Below are 18033 nucleotides of genomic sequence, written 5' to 3'. Positions count from 1 at the left end.
TAGGCACGCTTGGCGGTCGCGGGGGCGTCAGCTCTTCTCGAAGCGGAAGCCGACACCCCGGACCGTGGCGATGTAGCGCGGGTTTGCGGCGTCGTCGCCGAGCTTCTTGCGCAGCCAGGAGATATGCATGTCGAGGGTCTTGGTGGACGACCACCAGGTGGTGTCCCAGACCTCGCGCATCAGCTGGTCGCGGGTGACGACGCGGCCCGCGTCGCGGACGAGGACCCGCAGCAGGTCGAACTCCTTGGCCGTGAGCTGGAGTTCCTCGTCGCCCATCCAGGCGCGGTGCGACTCGACGTCGATCCGCACGCCATGGGTGGCGGGGGCCGGGGAGGGGTCGGAGGCGCCGCGCCGCAGCAGCGCCCGTACCCGCGCCAGCAGTTCGGCGAGCCGGAACGGCTTGGTCACGTAGTCGTCGGCGCCGGCGTCCAGGCCGACCACGGTGTCCACCTCGTCGGCGCGGGCGGTCAGCACCAGGATCGGTACGGCGTGGCCCTCGGCGCGCAGCCGGCGGGCGACTTCGAGGCCGTCCATTCCCGGCAGGCCCAGGTCGAGTACGACCAGATCGACACCGCCCTGAAGTCCGGCGTCCAGCGCGGTCGGACCGTCTTGGCGGACTTCGACCTCGTAACCCTCCCGCCGCAGGGCGCGAGCCAGCGGCTCCGAGATGGAAGCGTCGTCCTCGGCGAGCAGTACACGGGTCATGGGGTGATGGTAGACCGCACGGGGCAGGCCTCGGGCAGGTCTCGGCGAGGCCATGGCATCTGGGGCGTGATCCGCTGAACTACCTTCGAATGCAGGCGTTCACTTCCAGATCTACCTGCGATTCGCCTCTCATGCTCTTCCATATCCCACTGTGTCATGTTGTAGGGCGTCGAGACGCCTGTAGTACTAATCGGGGATCTTTGGTCTGCTGAGCCCCGAAGGTCCCTTTTCCGCGCCGGTACGGACCCCCCTCTATCTGCCGGCCATGCCGGGCGGCCGGCCGGGGGACGGGGGGAACGCCCTACGCGGGCGCCGCCAGCTCCGCCCAGACCGTCTTGCCCGCCGCGCCCGGCGTCCTGACGACGCCCCAGTCGAGACAGAGCCGCTGCACGATGAACATGCCGTGGCCGCCGGGCCGGCCCGCGCGGTGCGGGGTGCGGGGCGCCGGCTGCCCGGAACCGCGGTCCGTGACCTCCAGCCGCAGCACTTTGGAGCTGCACGAGACGCGCAGCCCTTCGGGGCCCTCGGCGTGCAGACAGGCGTTGGTGACCAGCTCGGAGACGACCAGCAGCACATCCTCCGCCGCCGCCCGCCGGTCCGCGGTCTCGGCGGGGAGCCATCCCCAGTCGTGGAGCGCCTGGCGGGTGAAGTCGCGCGCCAGCGGGACGACACCGCTCGCGCCGGACAGCGCGAGCGTCCGTACCCGCCCGTCGGACGTCGCGGAAGGTGGTACCGCATCGTCCGGCTCGGGGCCGATGTCGCCCGGCTGAGGCTGCCGGGTGGTGCTCATCAGCGCTTCACCTCACCGATTCCCGATTCACCGATTTGCGATTTCATCAATACAGAGAGTGCGGGGTGCTGTGCGCCCTGCCGGGGGTCTTCTGCCCCTACGAATCGTGACAACACCCACCTCCCGGTACGGAAGTGCGGACGCGCGTAGCGAACGGAGCGCACGGGCCGGAAACCGGGGCCGCGGGCTCAGTCGGCGAGGGCGTCGTGGAGTGAGTCATGAACGGTGAAAACGGCGTCCGCCCCGGTGATCTCGAAGACTCTCGCCACGACGGGCAGCATGCCTGCCAAGTGGACCCCTCCCCCGGCGGCGTCCGCCTTGAGGCGGGCGCCGAGCAGCACATTGAGCCCGGTGGAATCACAGAACTCGAGCTCGGAGCAGTCGACCACCAGCCGTGCCCTGCCCTGTTCGAGCGCGTCGTCCAGAGGTACGCGCAACAGCTCGGCCGTGTGGTGATCCAACTCACCGGCCACTGTCACGACCTCGCTCCGGCCCTCGGTCCGAACCTCGACCTGAAGCCGGCCCCGGTTCGCGCTGCCGACCGTCTGGCGGTCCATGCCCGTCCCTCTTCGCCGTGTCGTACGCCGTTGTCAGATGGTGTGTCCCGAATGGCGTGTCTCGGCGTCATCACAGGTCGATGACGCCGGTCGAACATTACGCCTTTCACACGCTGACCGGTAGCCGAACTCCCCAATAATATGGACATACCGAACAATTAACACTTGCAACTGTCCATGCCGACCGGGTAGGGCTAGTAAAGACACAACCGACTCGGACGGCTTTGGAGGCGCCGCACACCGTAGAAACGCGTATTGGCTTCGGCAGCCATATGCCGAGAACGATGGAGGAGACCCATGTCACCCCGGCTCGACGAAACGCGTGCCCCGTACGCGCCGTCGACAATCCCGCCCACACCTTCCGAGACCGACGTCACGCCGACGACCGGCATGGAGGGCCTGGAGGACCTGCCCGAGATCCCGCCCTTCGACGAGGTGGGCGCGCTGGATGCCCGGGCCTTGTCGAAGACGCTCTTCGCGCGACTGGAATCCCTCGAAGAGGGCACGCACGAGCACGCATACGTCCGCAACACCCTGGTCGAGCTGAATCTCGCCCTGGTGAAGTTCGCGGCCTCCCGGTTCCGCACCCGCAGCGAACCGATGGAGGACATCGTCCAGGTCGGCACGATCGGCCTGATCAAGGCCATCGACCGCTTCGAGCTGAGCCGCGGCGTCGAGTTCCCCACCTTCGCGATGCCGACCATCGTCGGCGAGATCAAGCGCTTCTTCCGCGACACGTCGTGGTCGGTGCGCGTCCCGCGCAGGCTCCAGGAGCTCCGCCTCGACCTCGCCAAGGCGGGCGACGAACTGTCCCAGCAGCTCGACCGCGCCCCCACCGTCGGCGAACTCGCCCACCGTCTCGGCCTCACCAACGACGAGGTCGTCGAGGGCATGGCCGCGAGCAACGCGTACACCGCCAGCTCGCTGGACGCGCAGCCCGAGGACGACGACAACGAGGGCGCGCTCTCGGACCGGATCGGCTACGAGGACCACGGACTCGAAGGCATCGAGTACGTCGAGTCGCTGAAGCCGCTGATCGCGTGCCTTCCGCAGCGGGACCGTAAAATTCTCTCCCTGCGCTTCGTCGCCAATATGACGCAGTCGGAGATCGGCGAGGAGCTCGGCATCTCGCAGATGCATGTGTCGCGGCTGCTCTCGCGCACCCTCACCAAGCTCAGGAAGGGTCTGACGCTGGAGGAGTGACCTCCCGGCGGCCGGTGGTGCCGCTGACGGACCGTCGTCGTAAGGGCCTGCCCCCCAAGGGGCGGGCCCTTACGCGTTATTGACGGAGCCGTCCGGTAGGGACACATTGCCGTCACGCTCGCGGGTGACGACGACGGCGGTGGTACGGGGCGGAGCCAGAAGCCGCCGGTCAAGGGCTGAACAACTACTGTCCGAAGCCGCCCGGTCGCTTATAGGATCACAAAGTTCATCGGAGGGCCCGTGACGAACGCGGGCGTCGGCCGCGCCGGAAGGAGAGTCCCTTGACCGCGTCACACCGGATGGATCCGACGGGTGGCTGTCCGCACGCCGCCAACGCCGCGCTGCTCGCGAAGGGGGCCGTGGCGGAGGTCCTGCTCCCCGGTGACGTACCGGCCGCTGTCGTGCTCGGGCACGAGGCGCTGAAGGAGTTCATCGGCCATCCGGATGTCGCCAAGAACGCGCGGCACTTCACCGCGCTCCAGGAGGGGCGAATTCCGGACGGCTGGCCGCTGAAGACCTTCGCCACCGTCCAGGGCATGGTCACCGCGGACGGCGACGACCACCGGCGGCTGCGCTCACTGGTGAGCAAGGCGTTCACGGTCCGCCGGGTGGAGGCGCTGCGGCCGGGGGTCGAGCGGCTCACCGCAGAGCTGCTGGACGGCCTGGCGGCGGCCGCGGCGGAGAACGGCGGCGTCGTCGACCTGCGGGAGCATTTCGCGCTGCCGCTGCCGATGAGCGTCATCAGCGAACTGCTGGGCGTGAAGAAGGAGTTCAGGGACCGGCTGCATGTGCTGTCGACGCTGGTGGTGAGCACGGACATCGGCCCCGAGGAGGCGATGGCCGCGAACCGCGAGATGGTGGCGGTGCTGGGCGCGGTCGCGGCCTCCTGCAAGGAACATCCGGGCGAGGACCTCACCAGCGCGCTGATCGCCGCGCGCGAGGAGGACGGCGACCGGCTCAGCGAGGCCGAGCTCATCGGCACGATGCTCGTGATGATCATCGCGGGCCATGAGACCACCCTGAACCTGATCACCAACGCGGTCCGCGCGCTGTGCGCCCACCGCGGCCAGCTGGACCTGCTCCGGGCGGGCGGGGCCGACTGGGCGGACGCGGTCGAGGAGACCCTGCGCTGGGACAGCCCGGTCAGCTACTTCCCGTTCCGGTACCCGACGCGTGATCTGACCGTGGACGGCACGGTGATCCCACAGGGCACCCCGGTCCTGGCGGGCTTCTCGGCGGCGGGCCGCGATCCCGCGGCCCACGGTCCTGACGCGGACCGCTTCGACCTCACCCGGCGCTCCGCCACCCGCCATCTCTCCCTGGGCCACGGCGCGCACTACTGCCTGGGCGCGCCGCTGGCCAGGATGGAGACGGCGATTGCGCTGAAGCAGCTGTTCGCCCGCTTCCCGGAGCTGACGCTCGCGGCGCCGGAGGCGGAACTCCCCCGCCAGCGAAGCTTTGTGGGCAACAGCTTGCAGAGACTGCCGGTACGGCTGGGGCAGCCGGCCGCCGGCCGGGCCTAGCGTGCGGACCGCGCTTGGGGTGCAGGCCGCGCGTCGTCTTGTACGCGCCGCGCGTCGGGTGCCGGTGGCTCTTCGGGCGCCGGGGTCACAGGCGCAGTCCGACGACCAGGGCGAGGGTCACGCCCAGCGTGCAGACCGCGACGACGAACCAGGCCTGCTGCTTCGCTTCCGGGGTCACCGGTCACTCTCCGGTCGGGTCGGCAGGACGATCATCGGCGGAAGTCCATGGCGGGCGACGAACAGCCGGGAGGGCGGGGCCGCGGGCATAGGGCACTGAGGTCGCTCGGGCACCGTCGTGCAGGTCGGGTCGTTCATGGTCGGTGTCGTCCTTCGCGTTCGTGCAAGTAGTCCATGAAGGTGCGGCACATACGCGCCAGAGCGCGCATGTGGACCCAGTGCGCCATGGCCCCGTCCCCGGGTCCGCAGTAGCTCAGGTCGTACCAGTCCTTCAGCGCGCCCTTGGCCCGTACGGTGTGCTCGGCCTCGGGAACCCGTTCGACGCTCGCGACCAGGCGCGCGCCGTGCGCGACGAGCCGGGCGGTGAGATCGGCGATCTCCTCCGGGGGCGGCATCATGCGGTGCGGCGCCAGTGCGCGGTCGGCGTCGAAAGCGACGGCATCATGGTCGAGGGCTTTGGTGTGCGCGTTTTCGCCTGTGCCACCGGCTCTGTGGTCTGTCACTGTGTTCACCCTGGCCCCCGTCTTCGTGCGATTCAGCGTCCTCGAAGAGATAACCGCGTAATAGCTCTCCCCGAGTACCGTGGGGAGCAGGTCTGATGATGAAAGCCATGAACGCATGGGGGAGTTGAAGACATGGCGAGTAACTCACGCATACCCAATTCCGGACTGGCCGGCCTGCTCGAACAGGCGAAGTGGTCCCGTTCGCAGTTCGCCCAGATCATCAATCGCATGGGTGCCGAGGCCGGTCTCGAGCTTCGTTACGACCAGTCCGCGGTGTCCCACTGGGTCGCGGGCACCACACCGAAGGAGCAGGTCAGAGCGCTGATCCTGGAGGCGTTCGCACGCAAGCTCAAGCGCCCGGTGACCCATGCGGAAGCCGGCCTCCCGGTCGCGTCCGCCGCCCGTGGCGCCGCCGCCTCCGCCACCTCTTCGGGGGGCGACACGTTCGAAGAGCTGGTCGAGATGGGGCGGGCCGACATGGACCCGTCACGGCGTGGCCTGATCGCGGCGGGTCTGTTCTCGGCCGCCGTGGTGGTGCCCCTGTTCCCCGATCTGGCGCAGGCCGCCACCGCGCCGGCCGTCCCCCCGGGGAAGAGGACGGTCAGGATCGGAGCCGCGCAGGTCCAGGCGGTGCGCACGATGACGGACCGCATCGCGAACATCCTGGACGAACTCGGCGGCGGTCACGCGCGTCCGATGGCCGCCGCGTTCCTGGTGAACACGGTCATGCCCTGGCTGAAAGCGGAGGCTGCCGAGGGCATACGGAACGACATGCTGGCCGCCGCGTCCGATCTGGTCTATCTGACCGGGTGGATGGCGATGTACGAGCGCGCCCACGGGCTCGGCCAGCGCTACTACCTCAGGGCCCTGGAGCTGGCCGGCGCCGCCGAGGACCACGTCACGTACTGCCGCACGCTGCGTGGTATGTCCCTCCAGGCGTCGAATCTCGGTTACGGAAAGCGGGCGCTGGAGCTCGCCGACTCGGCCGCCGAGGCGTCTCCGAAGGCGGAGCCGCGCCTTCAAGCCTTCCTGTCGGGGCAGCAGGCCCACGCCGCCGCGATGGTCGGGGACAAGCGCCAGGCGTTCACCCGGCTGCGGGAGACCGAGGCCGCGCTGACGAAGGCGGACAACCGGCGGGACTCCATCGGCGGCTACGACCGGACCGCGTATCTCTTCCATGTGTCGCATGTGCTGTACGAGTTCAAGGACCTGCCGGGGTCGATCGCGGCGCTCCAGCAGTCCCTGAGGGCGCAGCAGAAGAACGAACGCCAGGGCCGGGTCCACTTCCTGGGCGTGCTGGCCCAGAGACAGCTGGAAATCGGCCATCTGGAGGCCGCCTGCGGGAGCTGGTGGCAGTTCCTCGACGTCTACGAGCATGTCTCATCGGCGCGCGGTGACGAGCACTTCGAGACGATGCGGCGCCGGCTGAAGCCGTATCTGAAGAGCCTGGCGGTACGGCGGCTGGGGCCGAGGATCGACGAGGTCGCGGCGCTGAAGGGCTGAGAGCCGCGGGCTGTAGGGGCTGAGCGCCGGGGCCCGGGTGGGGAAGTTTTTCAGTGGACGCGCGGAAGCCTCTCAGTGGACGCGCTTGCCGCGTTGCCAGACCGAGGAGACGAGGGGAACTCCCGGGCGGTAGGCCAGATGGACATGGCTCGGGGCGTCGAGGAGGGTGAGGTCGGCGCGGGCGCCGGGGGTGAGGCGGCCGATGTCCGTGCGGCGCAGGGCCGCCGCGCCACCCGCCGTCGCCGACCAGATCGCCTCGTCCGGGGTCATGCCCATGTCCCGTACGGAGAGGGCGATACAGAACGGCATCGACGAGGTGAAGGACGAGCCGGGGTTGCAGTCCGTCGAGAGCGCGACCGTGGCGCCCGCGTCGAGCAGGCGGCGGGCGTCCGGCCACTCGGCGCGGGTGGAGAACTCCGCGCCGGGCAGCAGCGTGGCCACCGTGCCGCCGTGGGCGAGGGCGTCGACGTCCGCGTCGGTCAGATGGGTGCAGTGGTCGGCGGAGGCGGCGTCGAGTTCGACGGCGAGCTGGACGCCTGGGCCGTACGACAACTGGTTGGCGTGCACGCGCGGGTGCAGGCCCTTCGCCCGGCCGGCGGTGAGGATCGCGCGGGCCTGGTCACCGTCGAAGGCGCCCTTCTCGCAGAAGACGTCGATCCAACGGGCGTACGGGGCGCAGGCGTCGAGCATGTCGCCGGTGACGAGTGCGACATAGGCGGCGGGGTCGTCGGCGTAGTCGGGCGGGACGATGTGGGCGCCGAGGTAGGTGACCTCGTCGGTGTGTTCCCGTGCGATGCGCAGGGCGCGGGCCTCGTCCTCGACGGTCAGGCCGTAGCCCGACTTGGTCTCCAGGGTGGTCGTGCCCTGGCGGAGCGCCTCGGCCAGATAGCGCGCGACATTGGCGCTCAGCTCGGCGTCGGTCGCGGCGCGGGTCGCGGCGACGGTGGTGCGGATGCCGCCGGCGGAGTAGGCGCGGCCGGACATCCGGGCGTTGAACTCCCGGGTGCGGTCGCCCGCGAAGACGAGGTGGGAGTGGGAGTCCACGAAGCCAGGGATCGCGGCCCGGCCGCCGGCGTCGACCGCGTTGTCAGTGGCGGGTGCTTTGCTTGATTCACCGACCCAGACGATGCGGTCGCCGTCGATGACGACGGCCGCGTCCTGGATCAGACCGATGGGGGTTCCGTCACCGAGGGAGGGGTCGTTGGTGACCAGACTGGCGATGTGGGTGATGGCCGTGGTGGCGGCGGTGTTCGTGGTCGTGCTGCTGGTCGTCATCGCGGGGGTGTTCTCCTTCAGCGGCTCCGGCCGCGTCGGCGGGGTCAGCCGCGCAGGGCTGCGATGGACTCGGCCAGGGCCGCGGGGACGTCGGGGACCAGGGCGTGGATTCCGTCCCGCACGATATGGCGGCCGCCCACGATCGTGTGGCGTACATCCGCCGCTGAGGCGGCGAATACGGCGGTCTCCGCGCCGAGCCGTGGCGGCGGGCCCGCTGTTCTGACCGAGTCGAGCGCGATCGTCATGAGGTCGGCGAGCGCGCCGCGCTCGATCCGGCCGGCCTCGGGCCATCCGATCGCCGCGTGGCCGTCGGCGGAGGCGGCGTGGAGCAGGGCGGCCGCCGTCCAGTGGCCGCGGCTGCGGGAGCGCAGCCGTTCGTCGAGTTCCATGGCGCGGGCCTCTTCGAGGAGGTCGATCACGGCGTGGCTGTCGCTGCCGAGCGACAGCGGCGAGCCCGCGCGCTGCAGCCGGGCCGCGGGGCCGATGCCGTCGGCCAGATCGCGTTCCGTGGTGGGGCACATACAGGTGCCGGTGCGGGAGGAGCCCAGCAGGGCGATGTCCTCGTCGGTGAGGTGGGTGTTGTGGACGCCGGTGGTGCGGGCGCCCAGGACACCGTGGTCGGCGAGGAGCCGGGTGGGGGTGCGGCCGTGGACAGCGAGGCAGGCGTCGTTCTCCGCGGTCTGTTCGGAGAGATGGACATGGAGCGGGGCGCCGCGGGCCGCGGCCCATTCGGCGACGGTGGCGAGCTGTTCCGCCGGTACGGCGCGTACGGAATGGATCGCCGCGCCGATCCGGGCATGGCCGCTGTCCTTGAGGGCCGACACGCGCTCGGCCCAGGTGTCGGCGGTGCCGTCGGAGAAACGGAGCTGGTGGCGGTCGGGGGGCGCCCCGCCGCGCCGCTTCGTGAGGCCGGAGGAGAGATAGGCGGTGTCGAGGAGGGTCATCCGGATCCCGGCCTCGCCGGCCGCCGCGATCAGGGCCTCGCCCATCGCGTTGGGATCGTCGTAGGGCGTGCCGCCCGGCGCGTGATGGAGGTAGTGGAACTCACCGACGGAGGTGATGCCGGCCAGCGCCATCTCGGCGTACACGGCGCGGGCGAGTGCGTGGTACGAGTCCGGGGTGAGCCGGGCGGCGACCCCGTACATGACCTCGCGCCAGGTCCAGAAGGTGCCGGAGCCGACCTGGACCGTGGAGCGCAGGGCGCGGTGGAAGGCGTGGGAGTGGGCGTTGGCCAGGCCGGGGAGGGTCAGCCCGCGCAGCACGGTGGCGCCGGGCGGCGGGGTCTCGGTCCTGGTCCTGACCTCGCTGATCAGGCCGTCCGCGGTCTCGATGACCACGCCTGGCTCGACGTGCGTGCCGAGCCAGGCGTGTTCCAGCCAGTACGTGGCGTCCGGGGGCCGCTGTGGCTCCTGGGTCGCCGGGGCCCCCTGCGGGGCCGCTGTCGGCCGCGTCATGCGCACGCGAGTCCTTCCAGTACGTCGGCGAGGGCCAGGATCCCGGCCACGCAGTCGTCCTCGGCGGCGGCCTCGGCCGGGGAGTGCGAGACCCCGGTCGGGTTCCGTACGAACAGCATGGCGGTGGGGATGGAGCCGGAGAGGATCCCCGCGTCGTGTCCCGCGCCGGTGCCGAGGACGGGGGGCCGGTCGCCGAGGATCTTGCCGAGCTGGTCGCGCAGGGCGTGCTCGAACTCGACGACGGGGGTGAAGGATTCCCGTACGACCCGCAGCTCGATACCGGCGCGGTCGGCGCTCTCGCGGGCGGCGGCCTCGATCCCGGCGACGACGGTGTCCAGGGCGCTCTGGTCGGCGGCGCGGGAGTCCAGCCAGCCACGGACGAGGGAGGGGATGGCGTTGACGCCGTTGGGCTCGACGGAGATCTTGCCGAAGGTGGCGAGGGCGCCGGCGAGTTCCGCCTCGCGGCGGGCGGCGAGGACGGTCTCGGCGTAGGTCAGCATCGGGTCGCGGCGGTCGGCGAGGCGCGTGGTGCCCGCGTGGTTGGCCTCGCCCCGGAAGTCGAACCGCCAGCGGCCGTGCGGCCAGATCGCGGACGCGATGCCGACGGGGTCGCCGGACAGGTCGAGGGCGCGGCCCTGCTCGACGTGCAGCTCGATGAACGCGCCGATCCGCGCGAGCCGTTCGGGGTCGGGCCCGAGGGTGGACGGGTCGTATCCCGCGGCCTCCATCGCCCGGGGCAGCGGGACGCCGTCCCCGTCGCGCAGCTCGTGGGCCTTCTCGACGGTGAGCTGTCCTGCGGTGAGCCGGGAGCCGACGCAGGCGAGCCCGAAGCGGGCGCCTTCCTCGTCGCCGAAGTTGGTGACGGCCAGGGGCCTGCTGAACCGCGCTCCCCTGCGGCGGAGTTCATCGAGAGCGGCGAAGGAGGACACGACACCGAGCGGCCCGTCGAAGGCGCCGCCGTCGGGCACGGAGTCCAGATGTGACCCGGTGACGACGGCGTCCCCGGCGAGCGGGTCGCCGAGCCAGGCCCACTGGTTGCCGTTGCGGTCGAGTTCGTAGGCCAGCCCGCGGCTCTCGGCCTGCGCCCGGAACCAGGCCCGGCAGTCGGCGTCCGCGGCGGTCCAGGCGTACCGGCGGTAGCCGCCGCTGCCGGAGTCACGCCCGAGGGGGGCGAGATCGCGCCACATCTCCTGGAAGGAGGCGGGCCTGGCGGAAGGACCGCCCGCGGACGCGTCGTCGTGCGTCACGCGTCCTCCCGCATGGGGACGCGGACGGCGCGCTCGTCGGCGACCGTTTCCGCGAGGTCGTAGCCCGCGTCGACATGGCGGATGACGCCCATGCCCGGGTCGTTCGTGAGCACGCGGCGGATCTTCTCGCCGGCGAGCTTCGTGCCGTCGGCGACCGAGACCTGCCCGGCGTGGATGGAGCGGCCCATGCCGACGCCGCCGCCGTGGTGGATGGAGACCCAGGAGGCGCCCGAGGCGACATTGACCATGGCGTTGAGGAGGGGCCAGTCGGCGATGGCGTCGGAGCCGTCGAGCATGGCCTCGGTCTCGCGGTACGGGGAGGCTACCGAGCCGCAGTCCAGGTGGTCGCGGCCGATGACCAGCGGGGCGGCCAGCTCACCGGAGGCGACCATGTCGTTGAAGCGCTCGCCCGCCTTGTCGCGCTCGCCGTAGCCGAGCCAGCAGATCCGGGCCGGCAGGCCCTGGAAGTGGACGCGCTCGCCCGCCATCTTGATCCAGCGGTGCAGGGACTCGTTCTCCGGGAAGAGGTCGAGGATCGCCTTGTCGGTCTTGTGGATGTCCGAGGCCTCACCGGACAGCGCCGCCCAGCGGAACGGTCCCTTGCCCTCGCAGAAGAGCGGCCTGATGTAGGCGGGCACGAAGCCGGGGAAGGCGAAGGCGCGGTCGTAGCCGGCCAGCTGGGCTTCGCCGCGGATGGAGTTGCCGTAGTCGAAGACCTCGGCGCCCGCGTCCATGAAGCCGACCATCGCCTCGACGTGCGTGGCCATCGACTCACGGGCCCGCAAGGTGAAGTCGGCGGGCTTCTCGGCGGCGTACGCGGCCATGTCGTCGAAGTCGACGCCGAGCGGCAGATACGCCAGCGGGTCGTGCGCGGAGGTCTGGTCCGTGACGATGTCGATGGGGGCGCCCTCGGCGAGCATGCGCGGCAGCAGCTCCGCCGCGTTGCCGAGGAGGCCGATGGAGAGCGGACGGCGGGCGTCCCTGGCCTCGGTCGCCAGCTGGAGCGCGTGCTCCAGGCTGTCGGCCCGCACATCGAGGTAGCGGTGCTCGATCCGGCGCTCGATGGCGCGCGGGTCGCAGTCGATACAGATCGCGACGCCGTCGTTCATGGTCACGGCCAGCGGCTGGGCGCCGCCCATGCCGCCCAGACCCGCGGTGAGGGTGATCGTCCCCGCGAGCGTTCCGTTGAACTTCTTCTCGGCGACGGCGGCGAACGTCTCGTAGGTCCCCTGGAGGATGCCCTGCGTGCCGATATAGATCCACGAACCGGCCGTCATCTGCCCGTACATGGTGAGCCCGAGGGACTCGAGCCGCCGGAACTCCTCCCAGTTCGCCCAGTCGCCGACCAGGTTGGAGTTGGCGAGCAGCACGCGCGGCGCCCACTCGTGGGTCTGCATCACGCCCACCGGACGGCCGGACTGGACGAGCATCGTCTCGTCCTGCTTGAGCGTCCGCAGCGTGCGCACCATGGCGTCGAAGGAGCGCCAGTCGCGGGCGGCCTTGCCGGTGCCGCCGTAGACGACGAGCTTGTCGGGGTGCTCGGCGACCTCGGGGTCCAGGTTGTTCTGCAGCATGCGGAGGGCGGCTTCCTGCTGCCATCCCAGGGCGCTCAGTTCCGTACCGCGCGGTGCCCGTACGGGGCGGGGTCCTGACATGGCGATGCCTCCTCCAAGGTGGATCTGTCACGGTGGATCTGTTGGCCCATCTATTCACATCCTGACTGGATGAATACTTGTAGTCAACAGCTGCGTGCCCGACCTGCGGATGATTGGCTGACGCCCATGGCTTCGGTTCAGCACAACAGTCAGAGCCCGGATCACGGCACGCGACACGGCGCCGACGGGCACACAGCCGCGGACACCGGCGCGGCGGCCCGCCGCGACCGGGCCGTCAAGGCCGCCGTGGAGCAGGGATTGATCACCGCTACGGAGCCGGTCGTCGCCCTGCTCGACGTGGCCGGAATCCGGTCCTCGGCCGCCGCGCTCCACAGGGCCTTCGAAGAGGTCACCGCGCCCGGCACCCCCGTCCTGCACGCCTTCGCCGTGAAGGCCGCGCCCCTCGTGCCCCTCCTGCGGCTGCTCTCCGAGCACGGCATAGGCGCCGAGGTCGCGAGCCCGGGCGAGCTGGCCCTCGCCCGCGCCGCGGGCATCGGGGCCGGCCGCACCGTCCTCGACTCCCCCGCCAAGACCCCCGCCGAGCTGCGCGAGGCCGTCGCCCTCGGCATCGCCGTCAACGCCGACAACCCGCAGGAGCTGGAGCGCATCGACGCCCTGGTCCGCTCGGGCCCGGCCTCCTCCCCGTTCGGGCTGCGGGTCAATCCGCAGATCGGCGCCGGCTCGATCGGCGCCCTGTCCACCGCGACCGCCACCTCCAAGTTCGGCGTCGCGCTGCGCGACGAAGGCGCCCGCGCCTGGGTCGTCCAGGCGTATCTGGACCGCCCCTGGCTGACCCGGCTGCACACCCACTCCGGCTCGCAGGGCGTCCCGCTGGAGCTCATGGCCCAAGGCGTACGGACGGTGTACGAGCTGGCCGAGGAGATCAACGCGGCGGCCGGCCGGGCGCAGATCGACACCCTCGACATCGGCGGCGGCCTCCCGGTCAACTTCGCCTCCGACGAGGAGACCCCGACCTACGCCACGTACGCCCGGCTGCTGAAGGACACCGTCCCCGGGCTGCTGGACGGCCGCTACGGACTGGTGACCGAGTTCGGCCGTTCGCTGGTCGCCAAGCACGGCACGGTCCTCGCCCGCGTCGAGTACGCCAAGACCTCGGGCGGCCGCCCCATCGCGGTGACCCACGCGGGCGCGCAGATCGCCACCCGTACCGTCTACGACCCGGTCTCCTGGCCGCTGCGCGTCGCCGCGTACGACGCCGAGGGGCGTCCCAAGACCGGCCCCGCCGTGGCCCAGGATGTCGCGGGCCCGGCCTGCTTCGCGGGTGACCTGCTCGCCGAGAACCGGTCGCTGCCGCTGCTGGAGCAGGACGATCTCGTCGCGGCCCTCGACACCGGCGCGTACTACTTCACCAACCACTACGCCTACAACAGCCTGGTCAGGCCCGGCGTCCACGGCTTCAATGCGGCGCCCGACGGGGTGCGCTTCGCGCTGCTACGGGCACCGCAGACGGTCGAGGAGATCGTCACGGAGTCGGGCGGGGCGTACGTGGACGCGCTGCTGGACGACTGAGGCGGGACGGCCGAGGCCCTGAGCGCGGCCACGGCGCACGCCCGCTCCTTTCCCGCAGGCATCAGTCGCCCCGCACCGGGCAGAAGCCTCCCCACCTGATCCGGGGGAGGTTTCCCATGGCCGTATCCGATCCGTCCGGCGCCGTCGGCGCTGCCAGTACCGGCAGCGCCGACGGCAAGGGCAGCGCAGGCGGAAACGCCGAAGAACCGGGGCTCAAACGGGCCATCGGGCCCAAGCTGCTGATCCTCTTCGTCATCGGCGACATCCTGGGCACCGGCATCTACGCCACCACCGGCAACGTCGCGGGCAAGGTGGGCGGCGCGCTCTGGCTGCCGTTCGTGATCGGTTTCGTCGTCGCGATCCTGACGGCGGCCTCGTACGTCGAGCTCGTCGGCAAGTACCCCAAGGCCGCCGGAGCCGCGCTCTACACCCAGAAGGCCTTCAAGGTCCCCTTCCTCACCTTCATCGTCGCCTTCATGGTGATGTGCTCGGGCCTGTCGTCCGCGAGCGCCGCCGCCCGCGCGTTCAGCGGTGACTATCTGGCCGAGTTCACCCACGCCGTACCGCCCACCCTGGTCGCGATCCTCTTCATCCTCGCGCTCGCCGCACTCAATCTGCGGGGCGTCTCGGAGTCCGTGAAGACCAATGTCGTCCTGACCGTCGTCGAGCTGACCGGGCTGGCGATCATCCTCGCGATCGGCGGGTACGCCGTGCTCTCGGGCGACGGAGAGGCCTCCCGGCTCACCGAGTTCGAGGCGAGCGGTACCGGATTCGCCCTGATCACCGGCGTGCTGGGAGCCACCGCGCTCAGCTTTTTCGCGTTCGTCGGCTTCGAGGACTCGGTCAATATGGCCGAGGAGACCCAGGATCCGGGCAGGACCTTCCCGCGCGCGATCTTCATCGGGGTGGCGGTCACCGGCACGATCTACGTACTGGTCGCGCTGGTGTCGTCGCTGCTCGTGGACTACCGCACCCTGGAGGGGTCCAGCGGCCCGCTGCTGGAGGTTGTGAAGGCCGGCGGACTCGACTTCCCGCCGAAGCTCTTCGCCCTGATCGCGCTGTTCGCGGTCACCAACTCCGCGTTGATCAACATCATGATGGCCTCGCGGCTCTGTTACGGCATGGCCAACGAACGCATCCTGCCCCGGGCCATGGGCCGGGTGCTGCCCAAGCGCCGTACGCCGGTCGTCGGCATCGTCTTCGTCTCGCTGCTCGCCGTCGGGCTGGTGTCGACCGGCGAGATCGAAGGGCTCGGGGACACGACCTCGTTCCTGCTGCTCTGTGTGTTCGCGGTGGTCAATATCGCCGTGCTCGTACTGCGCCGCGACCCGGTCGGCCATGACCACTTCCGGGCGCCGACGGTCCTGCCGGTGCTCGGAGCGGTCACGGCACTGGTCCTGGCCAGCCCGTTCGCGGACCGCGCCGCCGAGGTCTATGTCCGGGCCGGGGTGCTGGTGGCGATCGGCATCGGGCTGTGGGCGGTCAACAAGGCGGTGCTCAAGGTACGCGGCGAGGAGTAGCGGCCCTGTCGGCGCCCGGCATGTTCCGATGGAAAATGCCAGAACTCCTCCCCATCGAACGAACGTTGCGTAACCTCACGGTCACTGCCGCAGGACAGTACGTCCGCACGCCCGGCTGTGAGGGGAGTCCGCGTGCCCGGAATCGACGCATGCTTACAGGAGGCCATGGGCCTGCCAGGAGCGCGCGGAGCGGCCATAGTCGACTGGACGAGCGGGCTCGCGCTCGGCACGGCGGGCGAGTCGCCCAACGGTGACCATGAGGCCACCGCGGCCGAGACGGCCGAACTGGCCAGGGCCGCGGCGGAGTACACGGCGTTCGCCCCGGACGCACCTGGCCCGGAGGCACCCGGCGAGGAAGCCGCCGGCCAGGGCCCGCCGGATCACGCAGCTCCCGGCCACGGAGCGCCCGGTCATGGAGCGCCCGGCCGGGACGCGGCCGACAAGAGACCGCCCGTCGAGGACCTCATCGTCACCACCCGCGTCGGCTATCACGTCCTCTGCTTCGTCGAGACAACGTTCGACAGCAGCGTCTTCCTCCATCTGTGGCTCGACCGCGACACCGGCAATCTCGCCCTGGCCCGGCTGCGGCTGCGCCAGCTCGCCGAACGGCTGGTGCTGGCATGACGACCGAGGCCACCACGAAGACTCCCCTGCCGTCCGCCGTCTCCCCGATGCTCGTCCGGCTGGCCGGCGAACGCGCCACCGGCGCCCTGCTGCGCGACCACGGCACGCTCTATCTCGCCGACGGCCGCGTCGTGCACGCGGAGAGCCCCGCCGCCCCCGGAATCGACGTCCTGCTGACGGCGAGCGGCCGGCTGCCGCGCGCGGGCTGGGAGGAGGCGGTCGACCGGGCGGGCACCCGCCGCGAGGTCGGCCGGTTCCTGGTCGACAGCGGCCGGCTCGGCGACGGCGAGCTGGAGATCTGCCATCTGGGCGCGCTGTTCGACGCCGCCTTCTTCGCTCTCGCCCCGGGCAGCGGACCCACCCGCTTCCGCTCCGGAGTCGCGCACTGGATCGGCCCCGTACGGCCCGTCGCCGCGGCCGCCGTCGAGCGCGAGACCGCGCGCCGACGCGAACTCCTCGACCAGGTCTGGCCGTACGCGGCTGTCGACACCGCCCCCGTGGTGGCCCGCAGGCCCGCGCCGGGACAGGCCGTGACCCGCCGCCAGCGCGCCCTGCTGGCGCTGGCCGACGGCGTGCGGACCCCGGTGGCCATCGCCTGGGCCCTGGGCCGGCCCGCGTTCCACACACTGCTCGACATCCGGCGGCTGGCCGCGGCCGGACTGGTCGAGACACCCGACGAACCGGCGGCGGTCACCCCCGCCGCGGTTCCCTCCTGGGTCGCGACCGTCTCGGCCGACCCGGACATCGCCCTGTTACGCCGGCTCCGCGACGCTCTGGAGGCAAGTCTGTGACTTCTCGCTCCGTCCACCGGGCCCTCGCCGCGCCGTCATGAGGCGCGCTCTGCGGCAGCGCGCCGAGAGGAGACAGCTGATGACGGCGGAAGCCGATGTGCTCGGCGAACTCAGACGCCTGCGGGCCCGGCTCCCCCAGCTCACCGGGGCGCTGGCGGCCAGCACCGACGGTCTGGTGCTGGCGCAGGACACGGCCGGCGTGGAGGCGGAGGGGGTGGCCGCGCTGACCGCCGCCGCGCTGGGCGTCGCGCTGCGGCTGACGGACACCACCGGCCAGGGCGGTTTCAAGGAGCTGCTGATCCGGGGCGAGCTGGGCTATGTCGCGACGTACGCCGCGGGCTCCTCGGCCGTTCTGACCCTCCTGGCGGAGCCCCGGATCAATGTGGGCCGGCTCCATCTGGAGGCCCGCCGGTCCAGCGCCCGTATCGGCGAACTGGTCGACGGCGCCCTCGACCGGCTGGAGAACACCTGATCCCCGGCTCACCCCAATACCCGCGACACCCGCGACACCCGTGACACCCCGAACGACCCGGGCGTCCGGAACTCCCCGGACCCCATCAGACGGAAAGGAAGTGCGACATCCATGGCCAAGACCGAAGCCGCCCTCAAGGAAGCCACGACCGTCATCGAAGGCGCCCTGGGGGCCGCCCTCGTGGACTACTCCAGCGGCATGGCCCTCGGCACCGTCGGCGGCGGCAAGGATCTCGATCTGACGGTCGCGGCGGCCGGCAACACCGATGTGGTCCGGGCCAAGGTCCGCGCCATGGAGCTGCTCGGTCTCCAGGACGAGATCGAGGACATCCTGATCACGCTGGGCAGCCAGTACCACCTGATCCGGCTGCTCAAGGGGCGGGGCAACAACGGCCTGTTCCTCTACCTGGCGCTGGACAAGTCCCGCGCCAATCTGGCGATGGCCCGCCATCAGCTCGGGAAGATAGAAGCCGAACTGGAGGTCTGAGCGCCCCTTGGGCCCTGT

17 protein-coding genes are annotated in these 18033 nt (G+C 71.0%); 9 read left to right on the top strand and 8 right to left on the bottom strand.

The window, feature by feature from the left end; genetic code table 11:
- Positions 1-27: 27 nt before the first annotated feature.
- The 3 genes from ACZ6MZ_RS15730 to ACZ6MZ_RS15720 all read right to left on the bottom strand — a co-directional run bounded on the left by ACZ6MZ_RS15730 (position 28) and on the right by ACZ6MZ_RS15720 (position 2052).
- On the bottom strand, positions 28-705 hold the full coding sequence (locus tag ACZ6MZ_RS15730) for a response regulator transcription factor (protein WP_384187424.1): 678 nt from the start codon (positions 703-705) through the stop codon (positions 28-30).
- A gap of 301 nt (positions 706-1006) precedes the next feature.
- Positions 1007-1495: an ATP-binding protein gene (locus tag ACZ6MZ_RS15725; protein ID WP_384187421.1), complete on the bottom strand. Its 489-nt coding sequence runs from the start codon at positions 1493-1495 to the stop codon at positions 1007-1009.
- Between the two features lie 188 nt (positions 1496-1683).
- Entirely contained in the window at positions 1684-2052 is a 369-nt protein-coding gene (locus tag ACZ6MZ_RS15720; RefSeq protein ID WP_384187419.1) for an STAS domain-containing protein, read from the bottom strand.
- Between the two features lie 297 nt (positions 2053-2349).
- Between ACZ6MZ_RS15720 and ACZ6MZ_RS15715 the strand changes: the two genes are divergently transcribed.
- Together ACZ6MZ_RS15715 and ACZ6MZ_RS15710 are read left to right on the top strand one after the other, a co-directional pair.
- Positions 2350-3255 carry an RNA polymerase sigma factor SigF gene (locus ACZ6MZ_RS15715; protein WP_384187416.1) on the top strand — a complete coding sequence of 302 codons (906 nt, stop codon included), beginning with the start codon at positions 2350-2352 and terminating at the stop codon, positions 3253-3255.
- A gap of 299 nt (positions 3256-3554) precedes the next feature.
- Positions 3555-4778 (top strand): cytochrome P450 family protein, encoded by a 1224-nt coding sequence (locus ACZ6MZ_RS15710; RefSeq protein ID WP_469352369.1) that lies wholly within the window; start codon positions 3555-3557, stop codon positions 4776-4778.
- A 311-nt stretch (positions 4779-5089) separates the two neighbouring features.
- On the opposite strand, the gene ACZ6MZ_RS15705 is transcribed toward ACZ6MZ_RS15710, so the two are convergent.
- Positions 5090-5458 carry a DUF6415 family natural product biosynthesis protein gene (locus tag ACZ6MZ_RS15705; RefSeq protein WP_384187413.1) on the bottom strand — a complete coding sequence of 123 codons (369 nt, stop codon included), beginning with the start codon at positions 5456-5458 and terminating at the stop codon, positions 5090-5092.
- 132 nt (positions 5459-5590) lie between these two features.
- Between ACZ6MZ_RS15705 and ACZ6MZ_RS15700 the strand changes: the two genes are divergently transcribed.
- Positions 5591-6961 (top strand): hypothetical protein, encoded by a 1371-nt coding sequence (locus ACZ6MZ_RS15700; RefSeq protein ID WP_389790981.1) that lies wholly within the window; start codon positions 5591-5593, stop codon positions 6959-6961.
- Between the two features lie 72 nt (positions 6962-7033).
- Here the strand turns inward: ACZ6MZ_RS15700 and hutI are convergent, their stop codons facing one another.
- The 4 genes from hutI to hutU are packed head-to-tail and all read right to left on the bottom strand — an operon-like array spanning position 7034 to position 12592.
- Positions 7034-8236, bottom strand: coding sequence for an imidazolonepropionase (hutI, locus tag ACZ6MZ_RS15695; protein ID WP_469352285.1), 1203 nt, complete (start codon positions 8234-8236; stop codon positions 7034-7036).
- 44 nt (positions 8237-8280) lie between these two features.
- Complete coding sequence (locus ACZ6MZ_RS15690) at positions 8281-9690, bottom strand: formimidoylglutamate deiminase (RefSeq protein WP_469352283.1); 1410 nt, start codon at positions 9688-9690, stop codon at positions 8281-8283.
- Entirely contained in the window at positions 9687-10937 is a 1251-nt protein-coding gene (locus ACZ6MZ_RS15685) for an allantoate amidohydrolase (RefSeq protein ID WP_469352281.1), read from the bottom strand. The genes ACZ6MZ_RS15690 and ACZ6MZ_RS15685 overlap by 4 nt, the downstream gene beginning before the upstream one ends.
- Entirely contained in the window at positions 10934-12592 is a 1659-nt protein-coding gene (hutU, locus tag ACZ6MZ_RS15680; protein ID WP_384187403.1) for a urocanate hydratase, read from the bottom strand. The genes ACZ6MZ_RS15685 and hutU overlap by 4 nt, the downstream gene beginning before the upstream one ends.
- Positions 12593-12718: 126 nt before the next feature.
- Between hutU and ACZ6MZ_RS15675 the strand changes: the two genes are divergently transcribed.
- The 6 genes from ACZ6MZ_RS15675 (at position 12719) to ACZ6MZ_RS15650 (ending at position 18015) form a co-directional block, all read left to right on the top strand.
- Positions 12719-14122 (top strand): type III PLP-dependent enzyme domain-containing protein, encoded by a 1404-nt coding sequence (locus ACZ6MZ_RS15675; RefSeq protein WP_469352279.1) that lies wholly within the window; start codon positions 12719-12721, stop codon positions 14120-14122.
- A 116-nt stretch (positions 14123-14238) separates the two neighbouring features.
- Positions 14239-15642, top strand: a complete 1404-nt coding sequence (locus ACZ6MZ_RS15670) for an APC family permease (protein WP_469352277.1) — start codon at positions 14239-14241, stop codon at positions 15640-15642.
- Between the two features lie 132 nt (positions 15643-15774).
- Positions 15775-16266, top strand: coding sequence for a hypothetical protein (locus ACZ6MZ_RS15665; RefSeq protein WP_469352275.1), 492 nt, complete (start codon positions 15775-15777; stop codon positions 16264-16266).
- Complete coding sequence (locus ACZ6MZ_RS15660; protein ID WP_469352273.1) at positions 16263-17057, top strand: transcriptional regulator; 795 nt, start codon at positions 16263-16265, stop codon at positions 17055-17057. The genes ACZ6MZ_RS15665 and ACZ6MZ_RS15660 overlap by 4 nt, the downstream gene beginning before the upstream one ends.
- Positions 17058-17094: 37 nt before the next feature.
- Positions 17095-17529 (top strand): roadblock/LC7 domain-containing protein, encoded by a 435-nt coding sequence (locus ACZ6MZ_RS15655; RefSeq protein WP_384187394.1) that lies wholly within the window; start codon positions 17095-17097, stop codon positions 17527-17529.
- A 111-nt stretch (positions 17530-17640) separates the two neighbouring features.
- A complete protein-coding gene (locus ACZ6MZ_RS15650; protein WP_384187392.1) occupies positions 17641-18015 on the top strand; it encodes a hypothetical protein in 375 nt (124 codons plus the stop codon).
- The last annotated feature ends 18 nt before the right edge of the window (positions 18016-18033 follow it).

This window comes from Streptomyces sp. NPDC042201 (assembly GCF_055582185.1).
This window is presented reverse-complemented; position numbering and strand designations above follow the sequence as displayed.